The organism is Pseudomonas sp. H3_A02, from assembly GCF_054671965.1.
In genome coordinates, this window is record NZ_CP162807.1 from 1,264,318 (window position 1) to 1,290,665 (window position 26,348).

The 26,348-nt window shown below is 62.1% G+C and carries 22 protein-coding genes; 13 read left to right on the forward strand and 9 right to left on the reverse strand.

Features of this window, described 5'->3' with window-relative positions:
- Positions 1–44: 44 nt before the first annotated feature.
- Positions 45–1,034 carry an aspartate-semialdehyde dehydrogenase gene (locus AB4N80_RS05395; protein ID WP_122567663.1) on the forward strand — a complete coding sequence of 330 codons (990 nt, stop codon included), beginning with the start codon at positions 45–47 and terminating at the stop codon, positions 1,032–1,034.
- A 60-nt stretch (positions 1,035–1,094) separates the two neighbouring features.
- Here AB4N80_RS05395 and AB4N80_RS05400 read toward each other — a convergent pair whose 3' ends face one another.
- Positions 1,095–3,308 carry an LTA synthase family protein gene (locus tag AB4N80_RS05400; RefSeq protein WP_305468940.1) on the reverse strand — a complete coding sequence of 738 codons (2,214 nt, stop codon included), beginning with the start codon at positions 3,306–3,308 and terminating at the stop codon, positions 1,095–1,097.
- A 333-nt stretch (positions 3,309–3,641) separates the two neighbouring features.
- Here AB4N80_RS05400 and AB4N80_RS05405 point away from each other — a divergent pair, with 333 nt between their 5' ends.
- The 4 genes from AB4N80_RS05405 to AB4N80_RS05420 all read left to right on the forward strand — a co-directional run bounded on the left by AB4N80_RS05405 (position 3,642) and on the right by AB4N80_RS05420 (position 8,831).
- A complete protein-coding gene (locus AB4N80_RS05405; protein ID WP_122567661.1) occupies positions 3,642–4,544 on the forward strand; it encodes a LysR family transcriptional regulator in 903 nt (300 codons plus the stop codon).
- 125 nt (positions 4,545–4,669) lie between these two features.
- On the forward strand, positions 4,670–5,296 hold the full coding sequence (locus tag AB4N80_RS05410; RefSeq protein ID WP_122567660.1) for a glutathione S-transferase family protein: 627 nt from the start codon (positions 4,670–4,672) through the stop codon (positions 5,294–5,296).
- Between the two features lie 210 nt (positions 5,297–5,506).
- Positions 5,507–6,694: a DUF3142 domain-containing protein gene (locus AB4N80_RS05415; RefSeq protein WP_460081028.1), complete on the forward strand. Its 1,188-nt coding sequence runs from the start codon at positions 5,507–5,509 to the stop codon at positions 6,692–6,694.
- Positions 6,681–8,831, forward strand: a complete 2,151-nt coding sequence (locus AB4N80_RS05420) for a hypothetical protein (RefSeq protein WP_122567658.1) — start codon at positions 6,681–6,683, stop codon at positions 8,829–8,831. The genes AB4N80_RS05415 and AB4N80_RS05420 overlap by 14 nt, the downstream gene beginning before the upstream one ends.
- A gap of 134 nt (positions 8,832–8,965) precedes the next feature.
- On the opposite strand, the gene lpdA is transcribed toward AB4N80_RS05420, so the two are convergent.
- Entirely contained in the window at positions 8,966–10,366 is a 1,401-nt protein-coding gene (gene lpdA / locus AB4N80_RS05425) for a dihydrolipoyl dehydrogenase (RefSeq protein WP_122567657.1), read from the reverse strand.
- A gap of 221 nt (positions 10,367–10,587) precedes the next feature.
- Between lpdA and AB4N80_RS05430 the strand changes: the two genes are divergently transcribed.
- The 5 genes from AB4N80_RS05430 to cfaB all read left to right on the forward strand — a co-directional run bounded on the left by AB4N80_RS05430 (position 10,588) and on the right by cfaB (position 17,921).
- Positions 10,588–12,549 (forward strand): protease modulator HflK, encoded by a 1,962-nt coding sequence (locus tag AB4N80_RS05430; RefSeq protein ID WP_122567656.1) that lies wholly within the window; start codon positions 10,588–10,590, stop codon positions 12,547–12,549.
- Positions 12,546–13,586 (forward strand): protease modulator HflC, encoded by a 1,041-nt coding sequence (gene hflC, locus AB4N80_RS05435; protein ID WP_122567655.1) that lies wholly within the window; start codon positions 12,546–12,548, stop codon positions 13,584–13,586. The genes AB4N80_RS05430 and hflC overlap by 4 nt, the downstream gene beginning before the upstream one ends.
- The gene (gene hflK / locus AB4N80_RS05440) at positions 13,583–14,635 is read left to right on the forward strand and encodes a protease modulator HflK (protein ID WP_122567654.1); all 1,053 of its coding nucleotides are present in this window, start codon (positions 13,583–13,585) and stop codon (positions 14,633–14,635) included. The genes hflC and hflK overlap by 4 nt, the downstream gene beginning before the upstream one ends.
- A complete protein-coding gene (locus AB4N80_RS05445) occupies positions 14,632–16,551 on the forward strand; it encodes a heavy metal translocating P-type ATPase (RefSeq protein WP_122567653.1) in 1,920 nt (639 codons plus the stop codon). The genes hflK and AB4N80_RS05445 overlap by 4 nt, the downstream gene beginning before the upstream one ends.
- A 182-nt stretch (positions 16,552–16,733) precedes the next feature.
- A complete protein-coding gene (gene cfaB / locus AB4N80_RS05450; protein WP_122567652.1) occupies positions 16,734–17,921 on the forward strand; it encodes a C17 cyclopropane fatty acid synthase CfaB in 1,188 nt (395 codons plus the stop codon).
- Here the strand turns inward: cfaB and cls are convergent.
- On the reverse strand, positions 17,918–19,357 hold the full coding sequence (gene cls, locus AB4N80_RS05455) for a cardiolipin synthase (RefSeq protein ID WP_460081035.1): 1,440 nt from the start codon (positions 19,355–19,357) through the stop codon (positions 17,918–17,920). The genes cfaB and cls overlap by 4 nt on opposite strands.
- A gap of 141 nt (positions 19,358–19,498) precedes the next feature.
- On the opposite strand from cls, the gene AB4N80_RS05460 reads away from it, so the two are divergent.
- Positions 19,499–20,020 (forward strand): DUF3617 domain-containing protein, encoded by a 522-nt coding sequence (locus AB4N80_RS05460; RefSeq protein ID WP_063323704.1) that lies wholly within the window; start codon positions 19,499–19,501, stop codon positions 20,018–20,020.
- A gap of 126 nt (positions 20,021–20,146) precedes the next feature.
- On the opposite strand, the gene AB4N80_RS05465 is transcribed toward AB4N80_RS05460, so the two are convergent.
- The 5 genes from AB4N80_RS05465 to AB4N80_RS05485 all read right to left on the reverse strand — a co-directional run bounded on the left by AB4N80_RS05465 (position 20,147) and on the right by AB4N80_RS05485 (position 23,972).
- Positions 20,147–21,022, reverse strand: coding sequence for a metal ABC transporter substrate-binding protein (locus AB4N80_RS05465; RefSeq protein WP_122567650.1), 876 nt, complete (start codon positions 21,020–21,022; stop codon positions 20,147–20,149).
- Between the two features lie 11 nt (positions 21,023–21,033).
- Positions 21,034–21,900 carry a metal ABC transporter permease gene (locus AB4N80_RS05470; protein WP_122567649.1) on the reverse strand — a complete coding sequence of 289 codons (867 nt, stop codon included), beginning with the start codon at positions 21,898–21,900 and terminating at the stop codon, positions 21,034–21,036.
- Positions 21,900–22,568: a metal ABC transporter ATP-binding protein gene (locus tag AB4N80_RS05475; RefSeq protein ID WP_122567648.1), complete on the reverse strand. Its 669-nt coding sequence runs from the start codon at positions 22,566–22,568 to the stop codon at positions 21,900–21,902. The genes AB4N80_RS05470 and AB4N80_RS05475 overlap by 1 nt, the downstream gene beginning before the upstream one ends.
- The gene (gene folE2 / locus AB4N80_RS05480) at positions 22,565–23,461 is read right to left on the reverse strand and encodes a GTP cyclohydrolase FolE2 (RefSeq protein ID WP_305468916.1); all 897 of its coding nucleotides are present in this window, start codon (positions 23,459–23,461) and stop codon (positions 22,565–22,567) included. Before folE2 ends, AB4N80_RS05475 begins: the two co-directional genes overlap by 4 nt.
- Before the next feature lie 118 nt (positions 23,462–23,579).
- Positions 23,580–23,972 (reverse strand): glutamine synthetase, encoded by a 393-nt coding sequence (locus tag AB4N80_RS05485; protein WP_122567646.1) that lies wholly within the window; start codon positions 23,970–23,972, stop codon positions 23,580–23,582.
- A 146-nt stretch (positions 23,973–24,118) separates the two neighbouring features.
- Between AB4N80_RS05485 and zigA the strand changes: the two genes are divergently transcribed.
- The gene (gene zigA, locus AB4N80_RS05490) at positions 24,119–25,327 is read left to right on the forward strand and encodes a zinc metallochaperone GTPase ZigA (protein ID WP_122567645.1); all 1,209 of its coding nucleotides are present in this window, start codon (positions 24,119–24,121) and stop codon (positions 25,325–25,327) included.
- Entirely contained in the window at positions 25,327–25,977 is a 651-nt protein-coding gene (locus AB4N80_RS05495) for a DUF1826 domain-containing protein (protein ID WP_122567644.1), read from the forward strand. Before zigA ends, AB4N80_RS05495 begins: the two co-directional genes overlap by 1 nt.
- On the opposite strand, the gene AB4N80_RS05500 is transcribed toward AB4N80_RS05495, so the two are convergent.
- Positions 25,974–26,327: an NADH:ubiquinone oxidoreductase gene (locus AB4N80_RS05500; protein ID WP_460081042.1), complete on the reverse strand. Its 354-nt coding sequence runs from the start codon at positions 26,325–26,327 to the stop codon at positions 25,974–25,976. The genes AB4N80_RS05495 and AB4N80_RS05500 overlap by 4 nt on opposite strands.
- Between the last annotated feature and the right edge of the window lie 21 nt (positions 26,328–26,348).

The following is a 26,348-nucleotide window of genomic DNA, read 5'->3' on the forward strand; positions in this document are numbered from 1 at the left end:
ACCAAGACGGTTGAGCCTTTGCACAGGTGGATAAGGGACGGGAAATGAAGAAAGTCGCCGTGGTGGGCTGCACCGGTGCAGTGGGCATGACCATGCTGCAATTGCTTGAAGATACCGATTATGAAGTGGTCTGCATGGCCTCGGGGCGTTCGGCGGGCAAGCGCTTGAAGGTGGGTGATGTCGAATACCTGATCGAAGCCTTTTCGGTCGAGGGCTGCGCCTCGTGCGATATCGTCTTCCTGTGTGTTTCCGGGGCCTTTGCCCTGGAGTACGGCGAGCGTCTGGCTGAGAACGCCTACGTCATCGATAACTCTTCGGCCTTCCGTTATCACCCGACCATTCCACTGCTGGTGCCGCCCATCAACGGCCACCGTTACAGGGGTGAAAAACTGATCGCCAATCCCAATTGCTCATCGGCTATTGCGTTGATGGTGCTGGGTCCTCTGCATGACGCGTTCGGGCTGCAGAGCGCGATCATCTCTACGTATCAGGCCGCCAGCGGTGCGGGGCAGCCGGCGATGCTGGAGCTGCGGGAGAAGGCCGGGTCCTTTAGCGACTATGGCGACCGCGATGACAGCGAGTACTTCGCCCATAACCTGGCCTTCAACGTGATTCCCCAAGTCGATTCGTTCGAAGCCAATGGTTACACCCGTGAAGAAATGAAAGTGGTCTGGGAGCTGCGCAAGGTGCTCGACGAACCGGCGCTGGCGATCAGTACCACCGCAGTGCGGGTGCCGACCTTGCGCTCCCATGCCGAGAGCCTCAGCCTGCGGTTCAACACACCCATCCAGTCGCTGGAGCAGGTGCGCGAGCTGTTACGCAGCGCGCCGGGGGTTGAGGTGGTGGATGAGCCGGAGTTTGGCGCTTATCCGATGCCCATGACCTCAACCTACAAGCACGCGGTGGAAGTCGGGCGGATTCGCTACAACCTGATCTACGGCGAGCATGGGTTGGACTTGTTCATCAGCGGCGACCAGTTACTACGGGGGGCGGCATTGAACGCATTTGAAATCATGCAGTTGATCAAGCATTGACCAAATCCGGCCTTGAACATAAAAACGCGCAGCCAGTTTCAATGGCTGCGCGTTTTTTGTTCAGCTGGATTGGGCCTCGCTGTCTTCCTGCATGTCGTCCAGGTATTGCGGCTGGTCCGTCTGTTCCGGCAGTTCGGTCACGACGCTGAAGTCGCTGATCTCGATGGCGCCGACCCCATGCCCGAGCAAATGGAAGGAAAACGCCTTGCGCTGCTGCGGGTTGTCGAAACTGATGTTCATCACCAGGGGCTGGTCGGGTGTCACCGCCACCTCGGTCGGCAGGTCCATCGACACATCCTGCTCGAACTCCTTGGCCTTGAGGGAAATGTAGGCGGCATGGTCAGCCTCTACGGTGCGGATGGTCAGGCTGACACGGGTCTGTGAGCCCTTGGGCATTTCCAGGTATTGGGCACCGATCAGGTTGTCGGTCCAGTCGTTGGTGACCTGGGCCGGCAGTGGGATTTTATCCGCGCTCCCGAACTGATAATGCTGGTTCAGGGGCGTGCGTAACAGGGTCTGGTCCAGGGCCGTGGCCCGGGCGCTGATCAATCGGGCGCGCTGGCCGCTGTATTGCCCGCCGTAGGTGGCGCGGTCGGCGATGAAGCCTGCACTGCTGTAGTAACGGCAATGCTGAAGGAAATCGCACTCGGTGAACGTGCCCTTGCCGTCGTGGTAGCGCAGCTTGCCGTTGGTGAACGACATGATTTCCCGGCCCTTCGGGTAATCCCTGAACAGCGAGCGACCGGACAACGATGTGGGCACCGTAAAGCCGAAGTAATCGAGGATCGAGGCGGTCAGGTCCACGTGGCCGTAGGTGCCTGACTTGATCCGGGGCAACGGTTCCGGCGCCAACGTCAGGTTGAACCCCCAGGATGAGGCCAGCCGCACATCGTCGATGCCATGGGATTCGTCCGAGGTGATGACCACCAGGGTGTTGTCCAGGATGCCCTGGCGTTCCAGGCCTGCCAGGAAGTTCGCCAGTGCGTCGTCCAGGTAACCCACGGCGGCTTGCTTGGCGGTGTCGTAGCGTTGGAGGTAGTCATCCGGTGCCGAGTAGGGCTGGTGCGTGCCCACGGTCAGCAGGGTCAGCATCCAGGGCTTGTCCGCTTGTTGCAGTTGCCCGACGTAGTCCAGCGCGCCTTCGAAGAAGGTCTTGTCGTCCTTGCCCCAAGGGAATTCCAGGTAGGCGGGGCGAGTGAACCACTCCATGCCCAGGGTCGTGTCGAAGCCGATGTGCGGCATGATCCGATCCTTGGCCATGAACCGCAGGCCCGCGCCCTGGAGGAAATGCGTGGAAAAGCCGTTCTGGCGCAACTGGGCCGGCAGGCAGGCTTGGTTGCGCTGGGTCTGGTTGAGCATTTCGACGCCTTTGGGCGTGCCGTCGTCAAGCTTGTCGTAGTCGCCACACAGCATCGCGTACAGGCCACGAATGGTCTGGTGGCTGTGCAGGACGTAATCGGGGGTGTTCATGCCGCGCTCGGCCCAGGCGCTGAGGTGCGGCATCAGGTTTTCCTGGTAGCTGCTTTTCAAGGCTTGGCGGTTGGCGCTCACATAGGCGCCGGGAATGCCCTCCAGGGCGATGACCAGGACGTTGCGCGCCCGTCCCGGTTCGGCCAGCAGTTTGGTGCCATCGAGGTCCAGGCGGGTCAGCCCCGCCATGGCTGGGGCGGGGTCCACGGCATCGCCATCGAGCCATTGCCGGGCTTGGTCCTGCCCGGCGGCGATACCTGCGGTGACGAGTTGGTGAGGCAGGTTGAATACGTTCCATTGGTCCGCTTCGCTGGGACGCCAGGCCTGCAGCGCACCATGGCTCAGCAGGAGCAACACGGGCACGGCCCAGGCGTGGCGAGGCAAGCGTGGCGCCTGGTGTGGGCGGCGGGTCCATTGGGTCACGAGCCAGAACGCCAGCGCGGCCAACTGGATCGCCGCCAGCCAGGGGTGGGCGAAGCCGCCGCTGGTAGAGTTTTCAACGAACTGCGGGTCGGTCAGGTAATGGATGTCCGAAGGATTGGGCATCCGCCCGACCGCACTGACCAACTCGATGCTGGCCAGCGTCAACGCGCTCCAGGCCAGCAATACCGGCAGTGTCAGCCACCAGGGACGACGGTAAAGCAACGCGATCAGTAACCCACCGATACCCAGGTCCGATAGATAGCCCAGTGGGTCGGACCAGCCCAAGGCGAGACGCAGGCCCATGGGAACGAGTAATACGCAGCCAATCAGGGTGATGAGGGCGGCGCGGGGGTGGGTTGAAGCGCGATAGATAATATTCACAAGCAACAGGCCTTTCAGTTGAAGCCAATCCATTGAACAACACACTCACCCTGTGGGAGCGAGCTTGCTCGCGATAGCGCTGTGTCAGTCCATATGGATTGCCGCTGACCCGACGCTATCGCGAGCAAGCTCGCCCTCAGTGGGTTCTTCCTTCGGTCATGAAACTGTCATGAGAAGGGATGGTACCAAGGGCTGCCGTCGCTGGTCGGGCCAATGTCCCGGTGTCCGGCTGCGTTACGCTGTGGTTCACTGGCGCAGGCCTCTACAATGGCCGCGTTGCGCCGCTTTGAGGCGTGTAGAAAACTTGTATCAGGATTTCTCATCGGGGGATGGATGGACAGGTTCCAGGAAATGCAGGTTTTTCTCGCCGTGGCCCAGGCGTCGGGTTTTTCGGCGGCCGCGCGACGCCTGGGGCTATCAGCGGCCAGTGTCACGCGGGCGGTGGCGGGGTTGGAGCAACGTATCGGCACGCCATTGCTGGTGCGCACTACTCGCAATGTGTACTTGAGCGAAGCCGGCCAGCGCTTTCTCGAGGACTGTCGGCGGATCCTGAGCGATTTGCAGGAAGCCGAGGATTCGGCGGCCGGCAGTCACGTTCAGCCCCGCGGGCAATTGACGATTACCGCGCCGGTGCTGTTTGGCCAGTCGTTTGTCACGCCGCTGCTGGTGGATTACCTGCACCGGTTCCCCGAGGTCAGCATTAACGCCTTGTTGTTGGATCGTACGGTCAGCCTGGTGGAGGAGGGCATCGACGTTGCCCTGCGCATTGGCGAGCTGCCGGACAGCAACCTGCACGCCGTGCGGGTCGGTGAAGTGCGGCGAGTGGTGTGCGGATCCCCGGATTTCTTCGCGCGGCACGGGCGGCCCCGGCATCCGGATGATCTGGAGCAAATGCCGGTGGTGGCGTCGTCGGCCACTGGCCAGGTCAAAAGCTGGAGCTTCATCGATTCAGGCCAACCGTTGGCCGTCCGGCCCGTGCCTCGGCTGGTGGTGACGGCCAACCAGGCGGCGATCACCGCCGCCTGCCAGGGGCTGGGAATGACGCGAGTCCTGTCTTACCAAGTGGCGGGCAACGTGGCCGCCGGTGAACTGGAAATCGTCCTCGCCGATTTCGAATTGCCGCCGCTGCCGATCCATGTGGTGTACCAGGGCGGACGCAATGCGCCGGTGCGGGTCCGCAGTTTTGTCGATTTTGTCGTCAGTGCGTTGCGCGAACATCCGGCCTTGAGCGGCTGACGTATTATTTCTCTGGCTGAAACAATGGATTGCATTTGCGGGTTATTCTCTTGTTTTGGCTCGGAGCGGAAGATGACCCCATCGACGCCGTTGTGCTGATGGCGTCACTTCCAACGGAGTCGACCATGAACCCTATCAAGCACTATCACTTCCCGCTTTCCGGCCATTCCCATCGCGTTCAACTGATGCTTTCGTTGCTCGGGTTACCGGTCGAGGAGGTCTTCGTCGACTTGGCCAAAGGCGCGCACAAACAGGCGGATTTCCTCGCACTCAATGCGTTTGGCCAGGTACCGGTCATTGACGATGACGGCGTGGTGCTGGCGGATTCCAACGCGATCCTGGTGTACCTGGCGCATAAATATGGCAAGGGCCGCTGGCTGCCCACCGATCCGGTCGGCGCCGCGCAGGTGCAGCGCTGGTTGTCGGCGGCGGCCGGGCCGATCCATGCGGGGCCGGCCACGGCGCGACTGATCACGGTGTTCGGCGCGGCCTACAACGCCGAGGACGTGATTGCCCGGTCCCACAACGTGTTGAAAGTCATCGATCAGGAATTGAGCAGCCGTGAGTTTCTGACGGGTGATACGGCGACTGTCGCGGATATCGCCGGCTACAGCTACATCGCCCACGCACCGGAAGGCAATGTGTCGTTGGAAGACTATGCCAACGTGCGGGCCTGGCTGGCACGGATCGAAGCCTTGCCCGGGTTCGTGGGCATGCCGCGTACGGTTGTCGGGTTGCAAAAGCACCCATGAGCATTTGAATGGGTCGCCCTGTGGCGAGGGAGCTTGCTCCCGCTGGTTGCGAAGCAACCCCCTGAAAATGGCGCGCGGTGTGCCTGGCATGGCTGCGGTGTCGGCTTTGGGGCTGCTGCGCAGCCCAGCGGGAGCAAGCTCCCTCGCCACAGAGTTTCTCTTCGACGCGGGGGGCGGTAATCTGCCGGTCTTTGTGGGTGGTGAGGCTCCATGACGTTTCTTTCCCGGCTCTCCCTGGCCCTCGCCGTGTTGCTTTTAGGGGGCTGCGAACAACCCCCGGCCCTTGATCAACAACTCTATATCTGGCAACGCCAATGGACCCCGGCCCATGGGCTGGCGCTGCGCCAAAGCCACAGCGACTTTTCCACGCTGCGGGTGCTGGCGTTGCAGGCTTTTCCCGGGGCGGGCTGGCGCCGTGCACGGATCGATCCGGCCCTGCTCAAGGCGGACGGCCGTCCACTGATCGTCGTGATTCGCCTGGACGGCCAGCTCAAGGCCCTGAACAAGGACGAGGTCATCGCGCAAATCCAGCAAGTGCTGGGGGATTGGCAAGCCCAAGGCCTGACCCCGGTGGGTGTGGAGATCGACCACGATGCCGGCAATGCACGGCTGCCGGCCTATGGAAACTTCCTCGGCCAACTGCGGCACATCCTGCCGGCCAACCTGCGGCTCAGCATCACGGCGCTACCGGCCTGGCTCGACAGCCCCGCCTTGCCGGGGTTGCTGGAAACGGTGGACAGCAGTGTGCTGCAGGTCCACGCGGTGAGTGATCCACGGCAAGGGCTATTCGATCCGAAACAGGCCCGGCACTGGGCGCAACGCTGGAGCAAGATCACCCCGCGGCCGTTTTATCTGGCACTGCCAGCCTACGGTGTGGCGCTGCTGACCCAGGAGAGCGGCGTGCCGGTGGTGGAAAGCGAGGTGCCGATCGATCGCGCTGGCGAGCGTCGAGAGTTGCTGGCCGATCCGCAACAAGTGGCCGGGCTGGCGGCGGATTTGCGGGCTGATCCGCCGCACCATCTCGTCGGGCTGATCTGGTTTCGCCTGCCCCTGGCCGGCGACCGACGAGCCTGGAGCTTGACCACGCTCGGCGCCGTCGCCCGGGGCGATCACCTGGACAGTCGCCTGGCGTTGAAGTGGGCGGAGCAGGGCGGTTTGTACGATATCCGCCTGGTCAACCAGGGCAATCTCGACAGCCCCTGGCCCCAGCGTCTGACACTGGCTGTTGGCGCGTGTGACGGCGTCGATGCCTTGGCCGGTTATACGTTGCAACAAGCCCCCGGACTGCTTACCTTCACCCGCATTCAGGAAGGTCGCTTGGCTGCCGGCGCCCAACGGGCAATCGGCTGGGCGCGCTGTACGAAAATTGACCAAGGAGGTTTCAATGTTTACCCGTAAGTGGCCTCGCCACCTGCTGTGTCTGAGCCTGTGCCTGCCACTGGGGCCGGCGCTGGCCTGCGGGCCGGATTTCCCGATGCGCCTGCTGGATAACCGTGCCCAGACGCTGGCGCAATTGCCCGAAGGCAGCTTTCGCTTCGAAGTCAGCCGCCTCGGCCAGGCGCTTGCCGGGCTCAAGCCGGCCACCGAGGCGACGCGCAACCCGGACTACAGCTATGACGACCTGCCTTCCTACGTAGAGCAACGCAACCAGGCCGAGCGGATTGGCTTGACCCCGCCGCAACAAGCGGTGGTGGAGCGCTTGCGGGCGCTGACCGATATCGACCAGGTGGCGGCTGAAGCGGCCAAACTGCCTGATGAGCTGCGCCTGTATGCCCTCGGCGCGGCGGCTTTTAACCTTGGTGAGCATCAGCGTGCCGTGGAAGCCTTCCAGCAACTGCTGACGTTACCGGCTGACCAGCGTCGGTTGCGCAGCACCTGGGCCGCGTACTCTCTTGGACGGGCCTTGTTCGCCGAGAGTACCGGGGCGGGCAGCGGCGACCCTGTGGCCTTGCGGGATCAGGCGCGAGCAGCGTTTCGCCAGGCCCGGGAAATGACTATTGCTGGCTTCAGCGACCCGCTGGAACTGGGCATCGCCAGCCTTGGCGAAGAAGCCCGGGTGGCCTACACCGCTGACGACTGGGACAGCGCCATCGCCCTGTATGCGATCCAGAACCTGCAAGGATCCCCGGTCGGCTACAGCTCGTTGCTGCAATTGGCCGGTGATTTGAGCGTCCAGCCGGATGAGCGCTTGAATGAACTGCTCAAGACCAAAGCGGTGCAGCGACTGGTCACCGCCTACCTGCTCAGCCGGATCGGCTGGTGGGACGGTGAAGAACCCTCGGGCGAGAAAAGGCTGGTCAAACTGCTGCAGGCCAACGCCCGGGACAATCTGGAGGATGCCGACCGTTTGGCGGCAGTGAGTTACCAGCACGGCGATTACGCCAGCGCCCAGGCGTTTGTGCAAAAGGCTCCCGACACAGGCCTGGCCTGGTGGGTGCGCGCCAAGTTGGCCTTGCGCGACGGCGACAAGGTGGCCGCGGCGGCGGCTTATGCCAAGGCGGCCCAGGCGTTTCCGAACGATGAGTCCTGGGGCAGTCGGCGCACACCGGATTGGAATTACGAATCGGTGCAACCCAAGTGCCGGGTCGAAGGTGAAAGCGCGATCCTGGCCTTGCAGCGCGGTGATTACCTGCAAGCCTTCGATCAGCTCTATCGCGGCCAGAGCAACTATTGGTACGACGCTGCCGCCGTTGCCGAGCGTGTGCTCACGGTGGATGAGCTCAAGCAGTACGTCGACGCCCAAGTCCCGGCGCCACCGGCGTTGAGCCAGGAGGATCGGGATAACTACGTGCCGCTGCCGGTGGCCGCGAGCCTGCGCAATTTGCTGGGCCGTCGTTTGCTGAGGGAAGGGCGCTTTGAGGAGGCGCCGGCTTATTTCGATAACCCGGACCTGCAGAACAAGGCCCGGGCCTATGGGCAACTGCGCCAGGACGCGGAGTCCAAATGGTGGCCAACCCGGCGAGCCGAGGCGTATTTCCATGCGTCCTGGATGGCGCGCAACTGGGGCATGGAGCTGCTCGGCTATGAGATGGCGCCGGATTACGCCAGCCTTGGCGGCAATTACAGCCTGGAACCGGTCGAGCTGAACGTCGGGCCGCTGGTGGCCGAAGGTGAAGTGCAACGCCAGCAGGCCAGCGCCGCGCAGCCGGACATGCGTTATCACTATCGATTTGTCGCCACGGCGCTGGCGAGCCAGGCGGCGGATAATCTGCCCCATACCAGCCAGGCGTTTGCGGCGGTGCTGTGCAAAGCGGTGGGGTACAACTCCAGCCTTGAGGAGCAAAGCGCGTTGTATCAGCGCTATGTGAAGGAAGGCCCGTACGTGGATTGGGCCGGGGATTTTGGTCATCAATGCCAGCAACCGGATTTCAGCACGGCGAACAAACGCTACGTGACCCAGGCCCTGGACCCGATTCGCTCGGCGCTGCGCCCTTACAAGGTTTGGCTGGAAGTGGGCGGGGTCGTGTTGGTGGTGGCGGTGGGGTTGGGGCTGATCAGCCGGCGCCAGCGCAAGGCGCGGATGTCGGCCTCCTGAGATAAGGAACCCTTGTGGGAGCGAGCTTGCTCGCGATGAGGACATCACATACGCCCTTGTAGCGTCTGCAATGCCGCCATCGCGAGCAAGCTCGCTCCCACAGGGGCGGGTGTTATCGCCAGTGGGGCGTGTTCCTACATCTGCGTCGCCATCCCCTCCACATTCATGGCCGCCTGGCGCAACGCTTCCGAGCGGGTAGGGTGCGGGTGGCAGGTCAGGGCGATGTCCTCGGCCGAGGCGCTGAACTCCATGGCCACGCAGTACTCACCGATCATCTCACTGACGCTGGGGCCCACCAGATGCACGCCAAGGATTTCATCGGTGCGTTCATCGGCCAGGACCTTGGCGAACCCTTCGGTCTCGTGGTTGATCTTGGCCCGGCTGTTGGCCGTGAACGGAAACTTGCCGACCTTGTAGGCGCGGCCTTCGGCCTTGAGTTGTTCCTCGGTCTTGCCGACGCTGGCCAGTTCCGGACGGGTGTAGATGACGCTGGGGATCAGTGCATAGTTGACCTCGGCGGCCTTGCCGGCGATCTGTTCGATGCAGGCCATGGCTTCGTCTTCGGCCTTGTGGGCCAGCATCGGTCCGGACGTCACGTCGCCGATCACCCAGACGCCGGGGGCTTCAGTGCGGTGACGCTGGTTGGCGAGCATGCCGCGTTTATCGGTGCTCAACCCGACGTTTTCCAGCCCCAGCCCTTGCGTGTAGGGTCGACGGCCGATGGCGACCAGCACGTAATCAACATCCAGGGTCTGTGCCTCTCCGCCCGCCGCCGGTTCGATCTGCAATTGCACGCCGCTGGCCGAGGTCGTGGCGCCGGTGACCTTCGAACTCAACTTGAATTGAATGCCTTGTTTAGCCAAGGCCCTTTGCAAGGTCTTGCCGGCCTCGCCGTCCACGCCCGGGCAGATGCGATCGAGGTATTCCACCACCGTCACCTGGGCGCCCAGGCGCCGCCAGACCGAACCCAGTTCCAAGCCGATCACGCCTGCGCCGATCACCACCAGATGCCGAGGCACTTCACCCAAGGCCAAGGCACCGGTGGAGTCGAGGATGCGCTGGTTATCGATGGTCACGCCTGGCAGCGGCATGGGTTCCGAGCCGGTGGCGATGACGATGTCCTTGGCGTTCAGTTCGGTCTTGCCGCCATCGTCCGCGGTGACGGTTACTTTGCCTGGCCCGTCGATGTGGCCCCAGCCTTTGATCCAGTCGACCTTGTTCTTGCGAAACAGAAACTCGATGCCCTTGGTCAGGCCCGTCACGCTTTCGTCTTTCTGCTTCATCATTTGCGCAAGATTGAGGGTGGGACTGACTTCAATGCCTAGGTTGGCGAACTCTGCTCCCGTGGCCGCTTCGTACAGTTCCGAGGCGTGCAGCAATGCCTTGGAAGGCATGCAACCGACGTTCAGGCAGGTGCCGCCCAGGGTGGCCCGGCCCTCGACACAGGCGGCCTTCAACCCTAACTGACCGGCCCTAATCGCCGCGTTATACCCGCCGGGCCCGCCGCCCAGAATGACCACGTCGTAGTTGCTCATCGCTATTCTCCCGCTTGGCCTGAGAAAAAATTATGAACGTAATATGAGCGTTTCCACAGATCTCGGTCAAGGCTTAAGTCAAGAGGTCGGTGTGGGCCTTGTCATGAAGAATTCAAAACGGAAATTTCACAGCAATCGTTATAAGGTAACGGCATATAACAGAGCGTCGGTGGCGTCTGTCCACGGGCCCTGATTCTGATCGCCACGAAAGCTGGGGTGGTATGCAAGTCGATCTAGATATCGAGGGGACACAAGTGGCCGAATGGCCGCGTTTCCAGCGAGCGTCGTTTCAAGGGTGCCGCTTGAAGCGGATCGCCTACGCCTTGGGAAGCGTGGCGGGCATGGGCGTGGTCCTGGCATTTTTTATTGGGGTGTTTTCGCCGCAATCGCTGTGGCCGGCCTTGCTGGTCAGCCAAGGTGCGGGACTGTTGGTGCTGGTGGCGGGCTTGCAATCGGCCTGGTGGGTGGCGCAATGGCGCAGCAAGGCGTTGTTGCCGGCTGTGGATAACCTGCCGACGGAAAACGAGCCTGTTGATAACCCGGGTTGGTATGAGCGGCTGCTGGATAGCATCGGTGCCCGTTCAGTCGGTCTGCTCAAGCAAATCGGTGCGCCTGCGTTGTGGCTGGCCGGTTGGGCCGTGCTGGTATTACTCAGCCTGGAGCAAGCCTGGAACTTGCAGTTGCCGGCTGCCGCCCTTGGCGTCTCGGCCAGTGTAGGGGCGGTGCTGTCGTTATTGTTGGCGTTCGGGTTATTGGTGTTCGAGCGGCAATTGGCCCAGCAGTCCCCGGTGGAATGGCCGGAAGCGCCAGCGCTGGGGCAACTGACGCGATTGGCGATCATCGTGTTGGTGCTCGGCGCCCTGTGCTTGCTGTTCGCCGCAGAAACGTCCATCTGGCCGGTGCGCCTGGCGGTGCTGATGGGGCTATTGCCAGGGCTGGTGGCGGCGGAGTTGTTGTTGCGCGCGGTGCTGTCGTTGTTCATCCCGCGCCGGGACGCCCTGGAGCCGACGCCGCTGGGCCGCAGTGTCATCGCCGATCTGCTGCGCTGGCCGCCGCAACCTTGGCTGGCCTTGCAACATGAACTGCACAACCGTTTCGGCATCGATCTGCGCCAGATCTGGGCCTTCAGCTACATGCGCCGGGCTTTTTTGCCGGTGTTGGCGTTGGTGGCGCTGGTGGGCTGGTTGTTGACAGGCGTGCACGAAGTGCCGCTGCAGGGGCGGGGCATCTATGAGCGCTTTGGTAAACCGGTAGAGGTATTCGGGCCCGGCCTGCACGTCGCCTTACCTTGGCCGTGGGGCAGGGTGCTCAACGTCGAGAATGGCGTGGTGCATGAACTGGCGACCAGCGTTGCGGATAGTCGAGCGGTTGTCGAGGCTGAACCGGCGGAGGGGCCGGCACCGGCCATTGCCAATCGGTTGTGGGACGCCAGTCACGTGAACGACAAGTCCCAAGTCATTGCCAGTCGTCGTGCTAACCAACAGAGCTTCCAGATCGTCAACATGGACGTGCGTTTTGTCTATCGCATCGGCCTGACGGATGCCGCGGCGTTGGCGGCGACTTACAACAGCGCCGATGTGCCGACGCTGATCCGCAGCACCGCCAGCCGCATCCTGGTGCATGAGTTTGCTTCGCGTACGTTGGATGGTTTGTTGGGCGCCGACCGTGTGAGCCTGGCCGACGAAATCGGTCGCGCCGTACAGGCGGATTTGCAGACCCTCGACAGCGGTGTGGAAATCCTGGCGACGGTGGTGGAGGCGACTCATCCGCCGGCCGGTGCGGCCAATGCCTACCACGGCGTACAGGCGGCACAGATCGGCGCCCAGGCATTGATCGCCCGGGAGCGTGGTGCGGCGGCGGAACAGACCAACCAGGCGCAATTGCAAGCCAGCATCGCCCATGACCAGGCCAGCGCCACTGCGCGGGAAATCAACGCGACCGCCCAGGCGGCCGATTTGCGTTTCAACGCCGACCGCAAAGCCTACGCCACGGCAGGGCACGCTTTTGTGCTGGAACATTACTTGAGCCAACTGAGCCAGGGCCTCGGCAATGCCCAGTTGCTGATTCTCGATCATCGCCTGGGCGGTAGCAACAACGCGCCGACCATCGACTTGCGTACCTTCACGCTGCCGGCCGACCCCGCGTCGCCGCGTAACCCTGTCCCGTCAGGAGCTGCCCATTGAGCCAGTCCTCTTCACACGGTCACCACGACCACGCCGGTCACGATCACGGTCATGGCGGTCATCACCACGGCCATCATCACCACCATCACGGCGACCCGCAGCAGGCCGGGCCATTTCCTTGGCGGCGGATGGGCTGGGCGGTGCTGCTGGTGGCATTTGCCGTTGCGGCCGCGAGCTTGGTGCAAGTACGGTCGGGGGAGGCCACGGTCATTACCCGTTTCGGCAATCCGGCCCGGGTGCTGCTGCAACCTGGCCTGGGATGGCGCTGGCCAGCGCCGTTCGAGGCGGCGATCCCGGTGGACCTGCGATTGCGCACCACGTCCAGCGGCCTGCAGGATGTCGGGACCCGCGATGGACTGCGGATCATTGTCCAGGCCTACGTGGCCTGGCAGGTGCAGGGTGACCCGGACAACGTGCAGCGTTTCATGCGTGCGGTGCAGAACCAGCCGGACGAAGCCGCACGGCAGATCCGCACGTTTGTCGGCTCGGCGCTGGAAACCACAGCCGCCAGTTTTGACCTGGCGAATCTGGTCAACACCGATGCCAGCCAAGTGCGCATCGCCGATTTCGAAGCGCAGTTGCGTCAGCAAATCGATCAGCAGTTGCTCACCACTTACGGCGTGCGGGTGTTGCAAGTCGGTATCGAGCGCTTGACCTTGCCCTCGGTAACGCTGACCGCAACGGTGGACCGCATGCGGGCCGAGCGCGAGACCATCGCCACTGAGCGCACCGCCATCGGCAAACGCGAAGCGGCGCAGATTCGCTCCGCCGCGGAACGTGATGCCCGTGTCGTGCAAGCCGATGCCGCGGTAAAGGCTGCGGATATCGAAGCACAATCCCGGGTAGAAGCGGCCGAGATTTATGGCCGGGCGTACGCCGGCTCTCCCCAGCTTTACAACCTGCTCCGTTCGCTGGACACCTTGGGCACCATCGTCAGCCCGAGTACAAAGTTGATTTTGCGCACCGACGCCGCGCCGTTCCGTGTCCTGGTAGACGGGCCTGTTTCCGTGGAAGGCAAAGGTGGAACACAACCATGAGTTTGGTTCCACGTGGAACAAACGAGTTATCCAGTCCGTGGATTCAGGCCGGTCGCTTGGCGTTTCTGGCGCTTTACGCCGTCACGGTGTTGGCGGCGTTGGCCTGGGTCTTTTCCAACGTGCGGCAGATCGACCCGCAGAATCGTGCAGTGGTGCTGCATTTTGGCGCCTTGGATCGAATCCAGAATGCCGGCCTCTTGTTGGCCTGGCCGCGCCCTGTGGAGCAAGTGGTCCTGCTGCCAGCAGCGGATCGGGTGCTTGAGCGGCGGGTGGAGAATCTGCAGCGCTCGGACGCGGCCTTGCAGGCTGATCGTGTGGCCAGTTTCGCCACGCCGGTCAGCGATGCATTAGCCGGTTCTGGTTATTTATTGACCGGTGATGCCGGCGTGGTGCAACTGGATGTGCGGGTGTTCTACAAGGTCACCGACCCTTACGCTTTCGTCTTGCAAGGCGAACATGTCCTGCCGGCGCTGGACCGACTGGCGACCCGCAGTGCCGTGGCCCTGACTGCGGCCCGGGACCTGGACACCATTCTGGTGGCTCGGCCCGAACTGATGGGCAGTGACAACCAGGCTGCCGAGCGCCGCGAACGCTTGCGAGGCGATCTGGTGCAGGGACTTAACCGACGCCTGGCTGACTTGGCGGCGACAGGGCAGGGGCTGGGCATCGAAGTGGTGCGGGTCGACGTGCAATCGAGTCTGCCCGGGCCGGCGGTGAGTGCTTTCAACGCGGTACTGACCGCCAGCCAGCAGGCCGATAAAGCTGTGGCCAACGCCCGGACTGAAGCGGAAAAACTCACCCAGGCCGCCCGTCAAGACGCCGACCGTGCCGTGCAAGTCGCCCATGCCCAGGCCAGCGAACGGCTCGCCAAGGCGTCGGCCGACACGGCCACGGTGCTCGGGCTGGCGAAGACCCAAGGAAGCGATCCGCAAATGCTGCTGCGCCTGTATCGCGAACGCATGCCCGCCATCCTTCGTCAGGCCGGTTCAGTGACCACGGTCGACCCGAAAGACGATTCTCGTCTGATCATCCAGGGAGCCGGCCAATGACCGCTCAAACACCTGCTGTACCGATGTTGTCCTCGGCTGAGCAACGCATCGCCGCTCGGCAATTGACCTTGGCGATGCTCGCTCTCGGCTTGCTCGCGCTGGGTCTGGCCTGGCGCGCCTGGTCGCCGGAGCAGAGTGGTGTCAGCCAGTTGCTGTTGGGTTTCGCCTCGCTGCTGGTGGCGGTGCCGGTGATGCGTTCGGCCTGGTACAGCTTGCGCTATCCAAGCCTGCACGGGATCACCGACCAACTGATCGCCCTGGCGATGCTCGGCGCCTGGGCCACTGGCGATCTGCTGACGGCGGCGTTGCTGCCGATCATCATGATCTTCGGCCATGTGCTGGAAGAGCGCAGTGTCATCGGTTCCCAGGAGGCGATCCATGCCCTTGGCCAACTGACCCGCAGCCAAGGTCGCAAGGTACAGGCCGACGGCTCGATCATCGATGTCGACAACGCGACGCTCCAGGCCGGTGATGTGGTGGAGGTGCGCGCCGGTGACCGGGTGCCGGCCGATGGTCGGGTGCTGTCCGGCCAGGCCAGCCTCGACACCGCGCCCATCACCGGTGAGTCGGTGCCGCTGGAGGCGGTGGTCGGCACGGAAGTCTTTGGTGGCGCGATCAACCTCGATGGCCTGCTGCGGCTGGAAGTGACCCGCACCGGCGAAGAATCCACTCTGGGCAAAGTCATCGCCTTGATGCAAAACGCCGAACGCTCCAAACCACCCATCACCCGCTTGCTGGAACGCTACGCCGGTAGTTACCTGGTATTGGTGTTGTTGCTGGCGGCAGTGACCTGGTTCGTGACCAACGATGCCCAGGCGATGCTGGCGGTTCTAGTGGCCGCGTGTCCTTGCGCGTTGGTGCTATCGGCACCGGCCACTGCCATTGCCGGGATCGCCGTGGCGGCGCGCCACGGGATCCTGATTCGCAGCTCGGCCTTTCTGGAAGAACTGGCGGACTTGACCTCATTGGTGGTCGACAAGACCGGCACCTTGACCTATGGCGTGCTGCGCCTGCAATCCATCGACCATGCCCGGGATGCTCACGCATCGTTGTTGCTGCCGTTGGCCGCCAGCCTCGGTTCGGCCAGCAGCCATCCGGTCAGTCGTGCGTTGGCGGGGTTGGTGGAACAGGACAACTGCCTGGCGCTGACGGACATTCGCGAGCGCCAAGGGTTGGGTGTGGTCGCAATGACGGCCCAGGGCGAAGCGGCGCTCGGTCGGCCGGAATTGTTTGCACAGCTGGGCATTCAAACCTCAGCGGTTCCTGAGCACGACGGCCCGATTGCCGGCTTGGCCCTGGACGGGCAGTTCCTCGCCTGGCTGCTGTTGGCCGACAGCGTCAAGCCGGAGGCACAGGTGGCCATGGCCGAGCTGCGGGAGTTGGGCTTGGGCCGTCAGTTGTTGTTGACCGGCGACCGCCAGAGCGTGGCCACGAACCTGGCCCGGGATGTCGGCATCGGCGATGTGCAAGCCCAGGCTTTGCCGGAAGACAAACTCAAGCGGGTCATGGCTGAAATCGACCATGGGTTTCGTCCCATGGTGGTGGGCGATGGCATCAACGACTCCCTGGCGCTCAAGGCCGGGGTGGTGGGCGTCGCCATGGGCGCGGGCGGTGCGGACATCGCCCTGGCATCGGCAGATATTGTGCTGATTGGCAGCGACCTGCGGCGCCTCGGCACCTGCGTGCGACTGAGTCGCCAGTGTCGGCGCACGTTGCAGGTCAATGTGATCATTGGCTTGGGCTGGACGCTGGCCATCGTTGCCTTTGCCGCCTTCGGCTGGCTGGGCGCGGCGGGGGCAATGATCGCTGCGCTGCTGCACAATCTCAGTACCCTGCTAGTGTTAGGTAATGCCGGGCGCTTGCTGCGGTTCCAGGAGCCACTGCTCAAGATCCAAGCGAAGGGCACCGTTGGGTAGGGTCAGCGAACTGTGCGCTGTACTTGCAGTCTGCTATTGGAGAGGGCGTGCCACCGCAGAAGTTACCCGCCACAGGGAGTGATTTGGGACAGCGATAGAAAAAGGCTATAAATTCGATAGCCTGCTATTTTTCTAGCATGGTCTACCCTCATTTCAGACGTCTGAAACAAGGGGGATTTTCCATGCTCGCGCAACTTCCACCGGCCTTACAGAATCTGCATCTACCGCTTCGGTTGCGGCTCTGGGATGGCCATGAATTTTCACTGGGGGACGACCCCAGCGTCACGATTGTGGTCAAGGACCCACAAATGGTCGCGCAATTCACCCACCCCAGCCTGGACGCATTGGGGGCGGCGTTTGTCGAAGGCAAACTGGAACTCGAAGGTTCGATCCACGAAGTCATTCGGGTCTGCGATGAGTTGAGCCAGGCATTGGTCGAGGACGATCCCGACAACCAGCCGGTGCGCTCGGTCCACGACAAGGAAACCGACGCCAAGGCGATCTCCTACCACTACGATCTTTCCAACGCGTTTTATCAGCTATGGCTCGACAGCGACATGGCCTATTCCTGTGCCTATTTCGAGACGGGCAGCGAAACCCTCGAACAGGCCCAGCAAGCCAAATTCCGCCATTTGTGCCGCAAGCTTCGATTGCAGCCGGGCGACTACCTGTTGGATGTCGGGTGCGGCTGGGGCGGCCTGGCGCGTTATGCCGCACGGGAGTTCGGTGCCAAGGTCTTCGGCATCACCCTGAGCAAGGCGCAACTGACGCTGGCTCGGGAGCGGGTCAAGGCCGAAGGCCTGGAGGATCAGGTCGAGTTGCAACTGCTGGATTACCGTGACCTGCCCCAGGACGGCCGCTTCGACAAGGTGGTCAGCGTGGGTATGTTCGAGCATGTCGGCCACGCCAACCTGGAGCAGTACTGCAAGACGCTGTTCGGCGCCGTGCGCGAGGGTGGGTTGGTGATGAACCATGGCATCACCGCCAAGCACACCGACGGGCGTCCGGTTGGTCGTGGTGCGGGCGAATTCATTGAGAAGTACGTATTTCCCAACGGCGAGCTGCCGCACCTGTCGATGATTTCCGCCCACATCAGCGAAGCGGGACTGGAGATCGTCGATGTGGAAAGCTTGCGCATGCACTACGCACGTACGCTCGATCACTGGAGTGAGCGCCTGGAGGACAACCTCGAGGCGGCGTCGAAGGAAGTGCCGGAGCAGGCATTGCGGATCTGGCGTCTGTACCTGGCCGGCTGCGCCTACGCGTTCGCCAAGGGCTGGATCAATCTGCACCAGATCCTGGCGGTGAAGGCTCATGCCGACGGTAGCCATGAGTTGCCGTGGACCCGCGACGACATCTACACGCCTTAGAGAATCGGCGAAATAAGCCGGGCGATCCGCATGCCGACCTTCTGTAGGCGGTGGGTCTCCCGGCTTTCCTGTTTGTCGATTTCCTGGGCCTGGGCGAAATCAGCTTCGAGCATCTGCTCGACTTCGGTGGCGAACGGGATATCGACGGTGAGCAGCATGACCTCGAAGTTCAAGCGGAACGAGCGGTTGTCCAGATTCGCACTGCCAATGGCGCTGATTTCCCGGTCGATCAAGACCACTTTCTGATGCAGGAAGCCCGGCCCATAACGGAACATCCGCACACCGGCTCGTACCGCTTCAAACGCATACAGGCTGGAAGCTGCGTAGACGATCTTGTGGTCGGGCCGCGAGGGCAGGAGGATGCGCACATCCACGCCGCGTAGCACCGCCAGGCGCAAGGCTGCGAACACGGCTTCGTCGGGGATGAAGTAGGGCGTGGTGATCCACACGCGTTCGCTGGCGGCGTGAATGGCCTCGACGAAAAACAACGAGCAGGTTTCATAGGCGTCGGCCGGGCCGCTGGCCAGCAACTGGCAAAGCACGCCGTCGTCCGGGTAGCTGTCCGGCAGGATCAGCGGGGGCAGGGAGCGGGCCGCCCAGAACCAGTCTTCGGCGAACGACTCTTGCATACTCGCCACTACCGGCCCGCTCACTTGCACATGGGTGTCGCGCCACGGTGCCAAGGGTGGTTTGTCGCCCATGTATTCGTCACCCACGTTGTGCCCGCCGACAAACCCTTGCACACCGTCCACCACCACGATCTTGCGATGGTTGCGAAAGTTGACCTGGAACCGATTGAGCCAGCCGCTGCGGGTGGCGAACGCTTTGACGTGGACACCCCCTTCGCGCAAGGCTTGCACGTAGCGGTGGGGCAGGGAATGGCTGCCAATGCGGTCATAAAGCAAATACACCGCCACGCCTTCGGCGGCTTTCTTCAAGAGCAGTGTGTGCAGGCGTTGACCGAGGCGGTCGTCGTGAATAATGAAAAACTGAATCAGCACAGCTTCTCGTGCCTGTTCGATGGCCTGGAAAATCGCCTCGAACGTGGCGTGGCCGTTGACCAGCAAACGCACCTGGTTATTCGCCAGGCACGGTGTGCGCCCCAGTTTCGGCATGGCCCGCAACGAGGCGTAGGCCTGGGAGGCGCGAGCGGTCAGGGCTTCTTCGACCCACGGGCGCCAGTTCAGCTCGGAGATCGCCTTGCGCATTTCTTCGTTGGCTTGCCGACGCGCCTTGATGTAGCCATCGAACGTGCTGCGGCCGAACACCAGATAAGGAATCAACGTCAGGTAGGGAATGAAGGTCAGCGACAGGGCCCAGGCAATCGAGCCTTGGGCTGTGCGCACCGTCAGTACGGCGTGGACGGCGGCGATGGAACCCAGGGTATGGATCAGCGCGATCAGGTAACCGAAAACATGCGGGCCGAAATAATCCATGGGGCAGCCTTGCTCCTGAAGTTTCAATGCTTAACAGACCATGTTCCAGGGCGAATGTCGCTAATTAATTCACTGGTTTGAGCCCTGAACCGAAGCCCGTGGGCGGCGTCTAACGGCCACTTGTCCTCTGGAGTTCGTGTAATGAATGTTCGTCTGCTGGGTGTGGCCTTGGCGATGGGTTTGTCGGTTCCGATGGCGGCTCAGGCGCAGATGCTCCAGCCGGGTTTGTGGGAATTGACCACCAGCAACATGAAGGTCGATAACCAGAACCTGCCGGACCTGCAACTGATCCTCGGCCAGTTGCAAACCCAGATGACCCCGGAGCAACGGGCGATGCTGGAAAAGCAGGGGATTACCATGGGCGGTAAAGGTATTCGCGTATGCCTGACCCCGGCGCAGGTGCAAACCAATGACATCCCGCTGCAAGACCCGCAATCGGGTTGCAAGCAGCAGATCACCGAGCGCACTGGCAATCAATGGAAGTTTCGTTTCAGTTGCCCAAAGGCCCAGGGTACTGGGGTCGCGACGTTCCAAAGCGATCGTGAATTCACCACCAAGGTCAACGGCACGTTTAACGCCACCGGCATCCAGCAGAACGGCAGCCTCGACACGCGCGCGGTATGGCTGGGGCAGGATTGCGGCACGGTCAAGCCGAGGGCTTGAATCGGGTATGAGGTAATCCCTTGGTGAACTTGTGGGAGCAAAGCTTGCTAGCGATGCAGACAACTCGGTGAATCGCCAAGCGCATCACCGCTCATCGCGGGCAAGCCTTGCTCCCACAGTGCTCGATCAAGGCCGGCTCAGTGCCTCATACAACGTATTGAGGTTGTATTCGAACAGGCCGGTGAATGTGCTGGCCGGTCCGCTGGCAGCGAGTGCATCGGAGTACAACGTGCCGCCGATGTGTGCGCCGCTCTCGTCGGCGATCTGCTTGAGCAGGCGTGCATCCTTGATGTTTTCCATGAACACCGCTTTGACTTTCGCCTGACGGATCTGGGTAATCAGCGCCGCGACTTCCGCCGCCGACGGCTCACGTTCGGTGGATAAACCCTGGGGCGCCATGAACTCGATGCCATAGGCTTGGCCCAGGTAACCGAATGCATCGTGGGAGGTCACGATCTTGCGATTACCGGCAGGCAATGTACCGAGCTTGGTCTTGGCTTCGGCGAGCAGGGCGTAGATCTTCTTCAAGTACGCTTGGCTGTTGCGTTCGTAATCAGCTTTGTTGGCCGGGTCGGCCGCCTCCAGTGCCTTGGTGATGTTGCTGACGTACAGCTCGGCGTTCGCCAGGTTGTGCCATGCGTGCGGGTCGGGAATGGTCTCGCCATCCTCATCCAGTGACCGTGGGATGACGCCGCGGCTGGCGCTGATCACCGGGGCGCTGGCTTCGGTGCTGGTCACCAGGCGATCCAGCCATGGCTCGAAGCCCAAGCCATTCTTGATGATCAGTTTTGCCCTGAGCAACGCCTTGGCGTCGTCTGGCGTTGGTTCGTAGGTGTGCGCATCGGCGTCCGGCCCGACCATGTTGGTGATTTGAATATGCTCACCGCCGACCTGACGAGTCATGTCGGCGAGGATGCTGAAGCTGGTCACGACCTGGAGTTTTTCGGCGGCGGACACGGACATGGACAGCATCAGACTGAGTAGCACGAGCAGAACGCGCATCGAGAGACACCTCATTGGGATGTGAGCAAAGGCGGGCGGCGCAGCAAACCGTGCACCGGACCGAATACCACCGACAACAGATACAACACGCCTGCCACCAGAACGATGGACGGCCCGCTGGGCAGTGAGTAATAGAAAGACAGCAGCAGGCCAAGCCAAACCGAGAGGCAACCGAGCAGCCCGGCGATCAGCATCAGTAGCGGCAGGCGACGGCTCCAGAATCGCGACGCGGCGGCCGGCAGCATCATCAGGCCGACCACCATCAGCGCGCCGATGGCCTGGAAGCCGATCACCAGGTTCAGCACCACCAGGGTCAAGAACACGCCATGGGCCAACGGACCGAGGCGACTGACGGTTTGCAGGAACAATGGGTCCAGGGTGTCGAGCAGCAGTGGTCGATAAATCAACGCCATCGCCACCAGGCTGGCGCCGGAAACCCACAGCATGCCTGTAAGTGTCGGACCGTCTACCGCCAAGGCCGAACCAAACAGCAGGTGTAGTAAGTCCAGGCGTTTGCCGGCCATGCCGAGGATCAGCACGCCGGCCGCCAGGGAAATGGGATAAATCGCCGCGAGGCTGGCGTCCTCCCGTAGGCCAGTGCGCCGGGTAATCCAGGCGGCGAGCCCGGCCATGCTCAGGCCCGCGCCCAGGCCGCCCAGAGTCAAGGCCGGCAGGCTCAGCCCGGCGAACCAGAACCCGAGGGCGGCGCCGGGCAGAATGCCGTGAGCCACGGCGTCACCAATCAAGCTCATGCGCCGAAGAATCAGGAATACGCCCAACGGCGCCGTGCTGCACGCCAACACCAGACCACCTAGCAAAGCCCGGCGCATGAAGACAAACTCTTGGAACGGTTGCCAGAGATGAGTGGCCGCAAGCATCAGGCCACCCACGTATGGGGTTGTTGGGCAATCAAGTCGACACTGCGGCCCAGCACGCAGCCGGTGTTTTTTATGAGCAGCGTATGGGGGACATGTTGGCGGACCGCTGCCAGATCATGACACACCACCACGAGGGTCCTGCCTGCGGCGTGCCAGCGATGAATGTGCTTCCACAGCAGTGCTTGGCCTTGTTCGTCGAGGGCGGCGTGGGGTTCGTCGAGCAACAGCAAGGGCGCTTCGGCCAAGCCCAAGCGCGCGAGCAGGGCACGTTGCAACTCGCCTCCCGACAGCGCCATCAGTGGACGATGCTCAAGGCCGTTCAGTGCCCAGTCCTCCAGTACGGTTTGCAGCAACTGTCTACGCATGGCTGGTGTGTGGCGATTGCCCCAAGAGCCGGCCGCCACCAGGTCTTGCAAGCTGATGGGGAATTGCCGATCCAAATGTTGCTGCTGGGGCAGGAATGAAATCCCGCCACGCCGTGGAACATTCAACGCGACTTTTCCGGCTAGCGGCTTTTGTAGCCCCGCGAGCACTTTCAACAGGCTGCTTTTGCCCGAGCCGTTGGCACCGATGATGGCGGTGAGGCTGCCTGCCGGTCGCTCCATGGCGAGGGGCGGTGTAAGGGGTTGTCCGGGCGCACCCCAGCGCAGTGCTTGGCAGTTGATCATGATGGCTCCCGGGTCCAGCGGCTTTGCGCCACGGCGTCATGGGCATGAAGGCTTTCGGCGTGCACGACGCGGACATCCAGGGCGGTGATCGCCGATGAGCGGGTCAGGGCCGTGCTCAATCGCCGCGCGGCGTCTTCGCAGAACATCAGGTTTTGGCCGTTGGCCAGGGCGAATGCTTGTTCATCGGCGCGTTTGACGGCGGTCTGTACGGCGGTACCGAGAGCTGCTTCGGCCTCGTTGATGAAGGACTGCAGGGGCAATTCCTCGACATCGGCGTTAAGGCGCAAAGTCAGGGTCGCGGTACTGCGCTGGCTATGAGGAGTGGCGACAATGCCGTTCGATGAACCCAACCAGGCGAGAATTTCGGCGTGCTCAAGTTTCTTGTTGGCAAAGTCGTCGACGAATTGCTGTTGGATCAACTGTCGGGCAAGGGCTGCCGAACAAGGGCAAGTCGAAGAATAGGGGATCTGAATTTTCAGTTCCACGTGGAACATTTTGTTTTTCAGGTGAGCTTCGATGCTCACCGGATAACTTTTCCAGCCCGACAGCGGGCTGACTAGCGCCGGACGTTTGAGCAGCAGATCGGTATGCACGCTGAGCGAAGCCGCCTGGGACAAGCCTTCATGGCTATCGAGAAATTGCTCGAGGATTCGGCGCAATAGCGCTGGCGACAGTGGTGTCTCTTCAAGTAGCCCCAGCGCCAGGTATAAGCGCGACATATGAATGCCCCGCGCCTCGCCGTCATCGAGACTGACACCGGCATCGGCCGTTGCTCTGAGACGCTGGCCGTCAATCAACACTGGCGTTGCGATGCCACACATGCCTACCCAATCAAGGGGCAGGGTTTGACGTGAAACCTGCGCAGCCACGTCGGGCAGCGTTAACGCATTCATGGTCAAGGCCCATCGAAGGTTCAAAACTAGATGTTATAGTATAACGGTAAATTTTAAGAAACCTTTTCCATGAAAGGAGTTTCATCTCCCCAACAACCGCCACGTTCCACGTGAAACATCAGCGCGATGAGTCCTGGCAACCGTTCATGCGGCCGCATGTAAATGCGCCGGTGCTACCGCCCGAGCTTGAAAAGCGATTGAGGGTTGTCCAGCCCACACGCCGACTGTACCCCACCCAACTTTCTCCATCGGACGCCAAGCCGGTAAAGAACGTGAGCTGACCGTAACGGCTGTTCGTTTGCGCCCAGTACCGGCGACTGGCGGCTTCAAAGCCGCGCAAATAGATCGTGTTTCCAGCCGTCGCGACGCTATAGGCATTGCCCTGTATATCCACGCAGGCCAGCAAATTCGCGCTGCGGGTGCAGTTGGCCAAGAGCGGAGTTTGGGCCGCAGCGCCTAGCGCCCACAGCAACAGCGGGACGGCAAAAACGATTTTCAGATGATTGTGCATGGATTGATCTCAGACCAATGAGAGGACTGGCGGGGCTGGCTGAATCGTATCGTTATACTATAACATAAAAACTATCCAGGCCCTGAACCTAGCCAAACCCTGGAAATGAGCCGTCGTCGAAGCGGCCGCCCGATGAGGATATACCGATGCCCAATCGCCTTCCCGTAACCGTGCTGTCCGGATTCCTCGGTGCCGGTAAAAGCACGCTGCTCAACCACGTCCTGCGCAATCGCGACAATCTGCGAGTTGCCGTGATCGTCAACGATATGAGCGAGATCAACATCGATGGCAGCGAAGTCCAGCGAGATGTCACCCTGAGTCGTTCCGAAGAGAAATTGGTGGAAATGAGCAACGGCTGCATCTGCTGCACGTTGCGTGAGGATCTGCTCGAAGAAGTCGGGCAACTCGCCAGGGAAGGGCGTTTTGATTACCTGCTGATCGAATCCACGGGTATTTCCGAGCCGTTGCCAGTGGCGGAAACCTTCACCTTTCGTGATGAAGAGGGCCGAAGCCTGGCCGATGTGGCGCGACTCGACACCATGGTGACCGTGGTCGATGGGGTGAATTTCCTGCTGGATTACCAAGCCGCCGAAAGCCTGGCGTCACGGGGCGAAACCCTGGGAGAGGAGGATGAGCGCTCGATCACCGACCTGCTGATCGAACAGATCGAGTTCGCCGACGTGATTCTGATCAGCAAGATCGACCTGATCAGCCAGCACGAGCGGGAAGAACTGACCGCGATTCTGCGGCGTCTCAACGCCCAGGCGCAGATCATTCCCATGGTCATGGGGCAGGTGCCACTGGGCAGAATCCTCGACACAGGCCTTTTCGACTTCGAACGCGCCGCCCAGGCACCTGGTTGGCTGCAGGAACTGCGCGGTGAGCACGTACCGGAAACCGAGGAATATGGCATCGCCTCGACCGCTTATCGGGCACGCCGGCCGTTCCATCCCCAGCGGTTCTTCAACTTCATCGACCGGCCGTGGCCCAATGGCAAACTCCTGCGCTCCAAGGGGTTCTTCTGGCTGGCCAGCAAACCTGAGGAGGCGGGCAGTTGGTCCCAGGCCGGCGGTTTGATGCGGCATGGCTTCGCCGGGCGCTGGTGGCGGTTCGTGCCAAAAAACCAATGGCCGCAGGATGAAGAGAGCACAGCGGCGATCATGAAGAACTGGCTGGCTGCCACAGGCGATTGCCGTCAGGAGCTGGTCTTCATTGGTCAGGACATTGATTTTGGCCAACTCGCCGCTGAACTGGACGCTTGCCTGCTCACCGATGCGGAAATGGCCCAGGGCGTCGAAAGTTGGCGTTTGTTGCCGGATCCGTTCGGTCCATGGCGTGAAGAGGTTGCAGCGTGATGCTGGCGCCCAGTCTGAAAAGAGCGGTGCGGGTGCGGCAGGTCCAAGGTGATACGCCGGGGATATTCACGCAGATCCTGGAGGATGGCACCAACCTGGCGGTCTGGCAGCGACAGCTTCCCGCACACATCAGCGACTTTGCGGCCATGGTGCTGGCGATGGACCAGCCGTTGGCTGAGTCACGGGTGCTCGACTTGCCAGAAGAAGACACCCAGCCAGCGCTGCACGGCCTGGCCGCAGGTTTCAGCGACCTGCAAGGCTATGAAGGCTTCATCGCCGATGTGTCCTGGCTGGTCAGTGCGTTTGCCTGCCTACTGGGCGCCCAACGGGTCGGTCTGCGCCTGCGCACGCTGGACAAGGCCATGTGCCCGCGCTTCCACGTTGATCACGTGCCGGTGCGGCTGCTGACCACCTATGCGGGCGTCGGCAGCCAGTGGCTCAAGGAAGAGGCCATGGATCGCCGGCGCCTGGCACAGCCTGAGGCAGAGCCGGCGGATCCGCGGGTGATCCAGCAGTTTGGTTGCGGTGATGTCGGCTTGCTTAAAGGCGAAAAATGGCACGGTAATGAGGGGTTTGGCTTGATCCATCGCTCGCCGGAGCCCGCGCCGGGGGAGCGCCGATTGATTCTCACGCTGGATTGGCTCGCTTAAGGCTTGAGCCAGGTGCCCTGGCTTTGCCCTTCGCAAAATGGCTGCAGGTAAGCGGCATCGGTCGCCACGCCGTAATAGTGAATATCCTGGCGGTAAGGCATATTGGCGACCTGGGCGTTGCTGCAGACGCCGAATGCGCCGCCAGGGCATTGATCGACGTATTGCACTTTGACCTTCTGGCCGGCAAGGTTCGGCTGGCAGAAGCCGTCGGCAAACAGCTTCTGCGGAATGCTGCGGTTCTGTTGGCAGACTTTCACATCGAGTCGCTCCGCCTGGCTGTGAACCACGCAGGCCTGGGCCAGCGCCTGGTTCGACGTCAGTGCCAGTAACAACCAACCGATCATTCGCATCTTCACCTCCACCGAAAGCCG

What these genes read in the sequence shown, in the direction of transcription:
- AB4N80_RS05420 (WP_122567658.1), top strand. Translation starts at nt 6,681, where the DNA reads ATGTTTACCCGTAAGTGGCCTCGCCACCTGCTGTGTCTGAGCCTGTGC.
- AB4N80_RS05465 (WP_122567650.1), bottom strand. Translation starts at nt 21,022, where the DNA reads ATGCGCGTTCTGCTCGTGCTACTCAGTCTGATGCTGTCCATGTCCGTG.
- AB4N80_RS05495 (WP_122567644.1), top strand. Translation starts at nt 25,327, where the DNA reads ATGCTGGCGCCCAGTCTGAAAAGAGCGGTGCGGGTGCGGCAGGTCCAA.
- cls (WP_460081035.1), bottom strand. Translation starts at nt 19,357, where the DNA reads ATGGATTATTTCGGCCCGCATGTTTTCGGTTACCTGATCGCGCTGATC.
- lpdA (WP_122567657.1), bottom strand. Translation starts at nt 10,366, where the DNA reads ATGAGCAACTACGACGTGGTCATTCTGGGCGGCGGGCCCGGCGGGTAT.
- AB4N80_RS05470 (WP_122567649.1), bottom strand. Translation starts at nt 21,900, where the DNA reads ATGCTTGCGGCCACTCATCTCTGGCAACCGTTCCAAGAGTTTGTCTTC.
- folE2 (WP_305468916.1), bottom strand. Translation starts at nt 23,461, where the DNA reads ATGAATGCGTTAACGCTGCCCGACGTGGCTGCGCAGGTTTCACGTCAA.
- AB4N80_RS05430 (WP_122567656.1), top strand. Translation starts at nt 10,588, where the DNA reads ATGCAAGTCGATCTAGATATCGAGGGGACACAAGTGGCCGAATGGCCG.
- AB4N80_RS05485 (WP_122567646.1), bottom strand. Translation starts at nt 23,972, where the DNA reads ATGCACAATCATCTGAAAATCGTTTTTGCCGTCCCGCTGTTGCTGTGG.
- zigA (WP_122567645.1), top strand. Translation starts at nt 24,119, where the DNA reads ATGCCCAATCGCCTTCCCGTAACCGTGCTGTCCGGATTCCTCGGTGCC.
- AB4N80_RS05475 (WP_122567648.1), bottom strand. Translation starts at nt 22,568, where the DNA reads ATGATCAACTGCCAAGCACTGCGCTGGGGTGCGCCCGGACAACCCCTT.
- AB4N80_RS05445 (WP_122567653.1), top strand. Translation starts at nt 14,632, where the DNA reads ATGACCGCTCAAACACCTGCTGTACCGATGTTGTCCTCGGCTGAGCAA.
- AB4N80_RS05500 (WP_460081042.1), bottom strand. Translation starts at nt 26,327, where the DNA reads ATGCGAATGATCGGTTGGTTGTTACTGGCACTGACGTCGAACCAGGCG.
- cfaB (WP_122567652.1), top strand. Translation starts at nt 16,734, where the DNA reads ATGCTCGCGCAACTTCCACCGGCCTTACAGAATCTGCATCTACCGCTT.
- AB4N80_RS05395 (WP_122567663.1), top strand. Translation starts at nt 45, where the DNA reads ATGAAGAAAGTCGCCGTGGTGGGCTGCACCGGTGCAGTGGGCATGACC.
- AB4N80_RS05415 (WP_460081028.1), top strand. Translation starts at nt 5,507, where the DNA reads ATGACGTTTCTTTCCCGGCTCTCCCTGGCCCTCGCCGTGTTGCTTTTA.
- hflK (WP_122567654.1), top strand. Translation starts at nt 13,583, where the DNA reads ATGAGTTTGGTTCCACGTGGAACAAACGAGTTATCCAGTCCGTGGATT.
- AB4N80_RS05460 (WP_063323704.1), top strand. Translation starts at nt 19,499, where the DNA reads ATGAATGTTCGTCTGCTGGGTGTGGCCTTGGCGATGGGTTTGTCGGTT.
- AB4N80_RS05405 (WP_122567661.1), top strand. Translation starts at nt 3,642, where the DNA reads ATGGACAGGTTCCAGGAAATGCAGGTTTTTCTCGCCGTGGCCCAGGCG.
- AB4N80_RS05410 (WP_122567660.1), top strand. Translation starts at nt 4,670, where the DNA reads ATGAACCCTATCAAGCACTATCACTTCCCGCTTTCCGGCCATTCCCAT.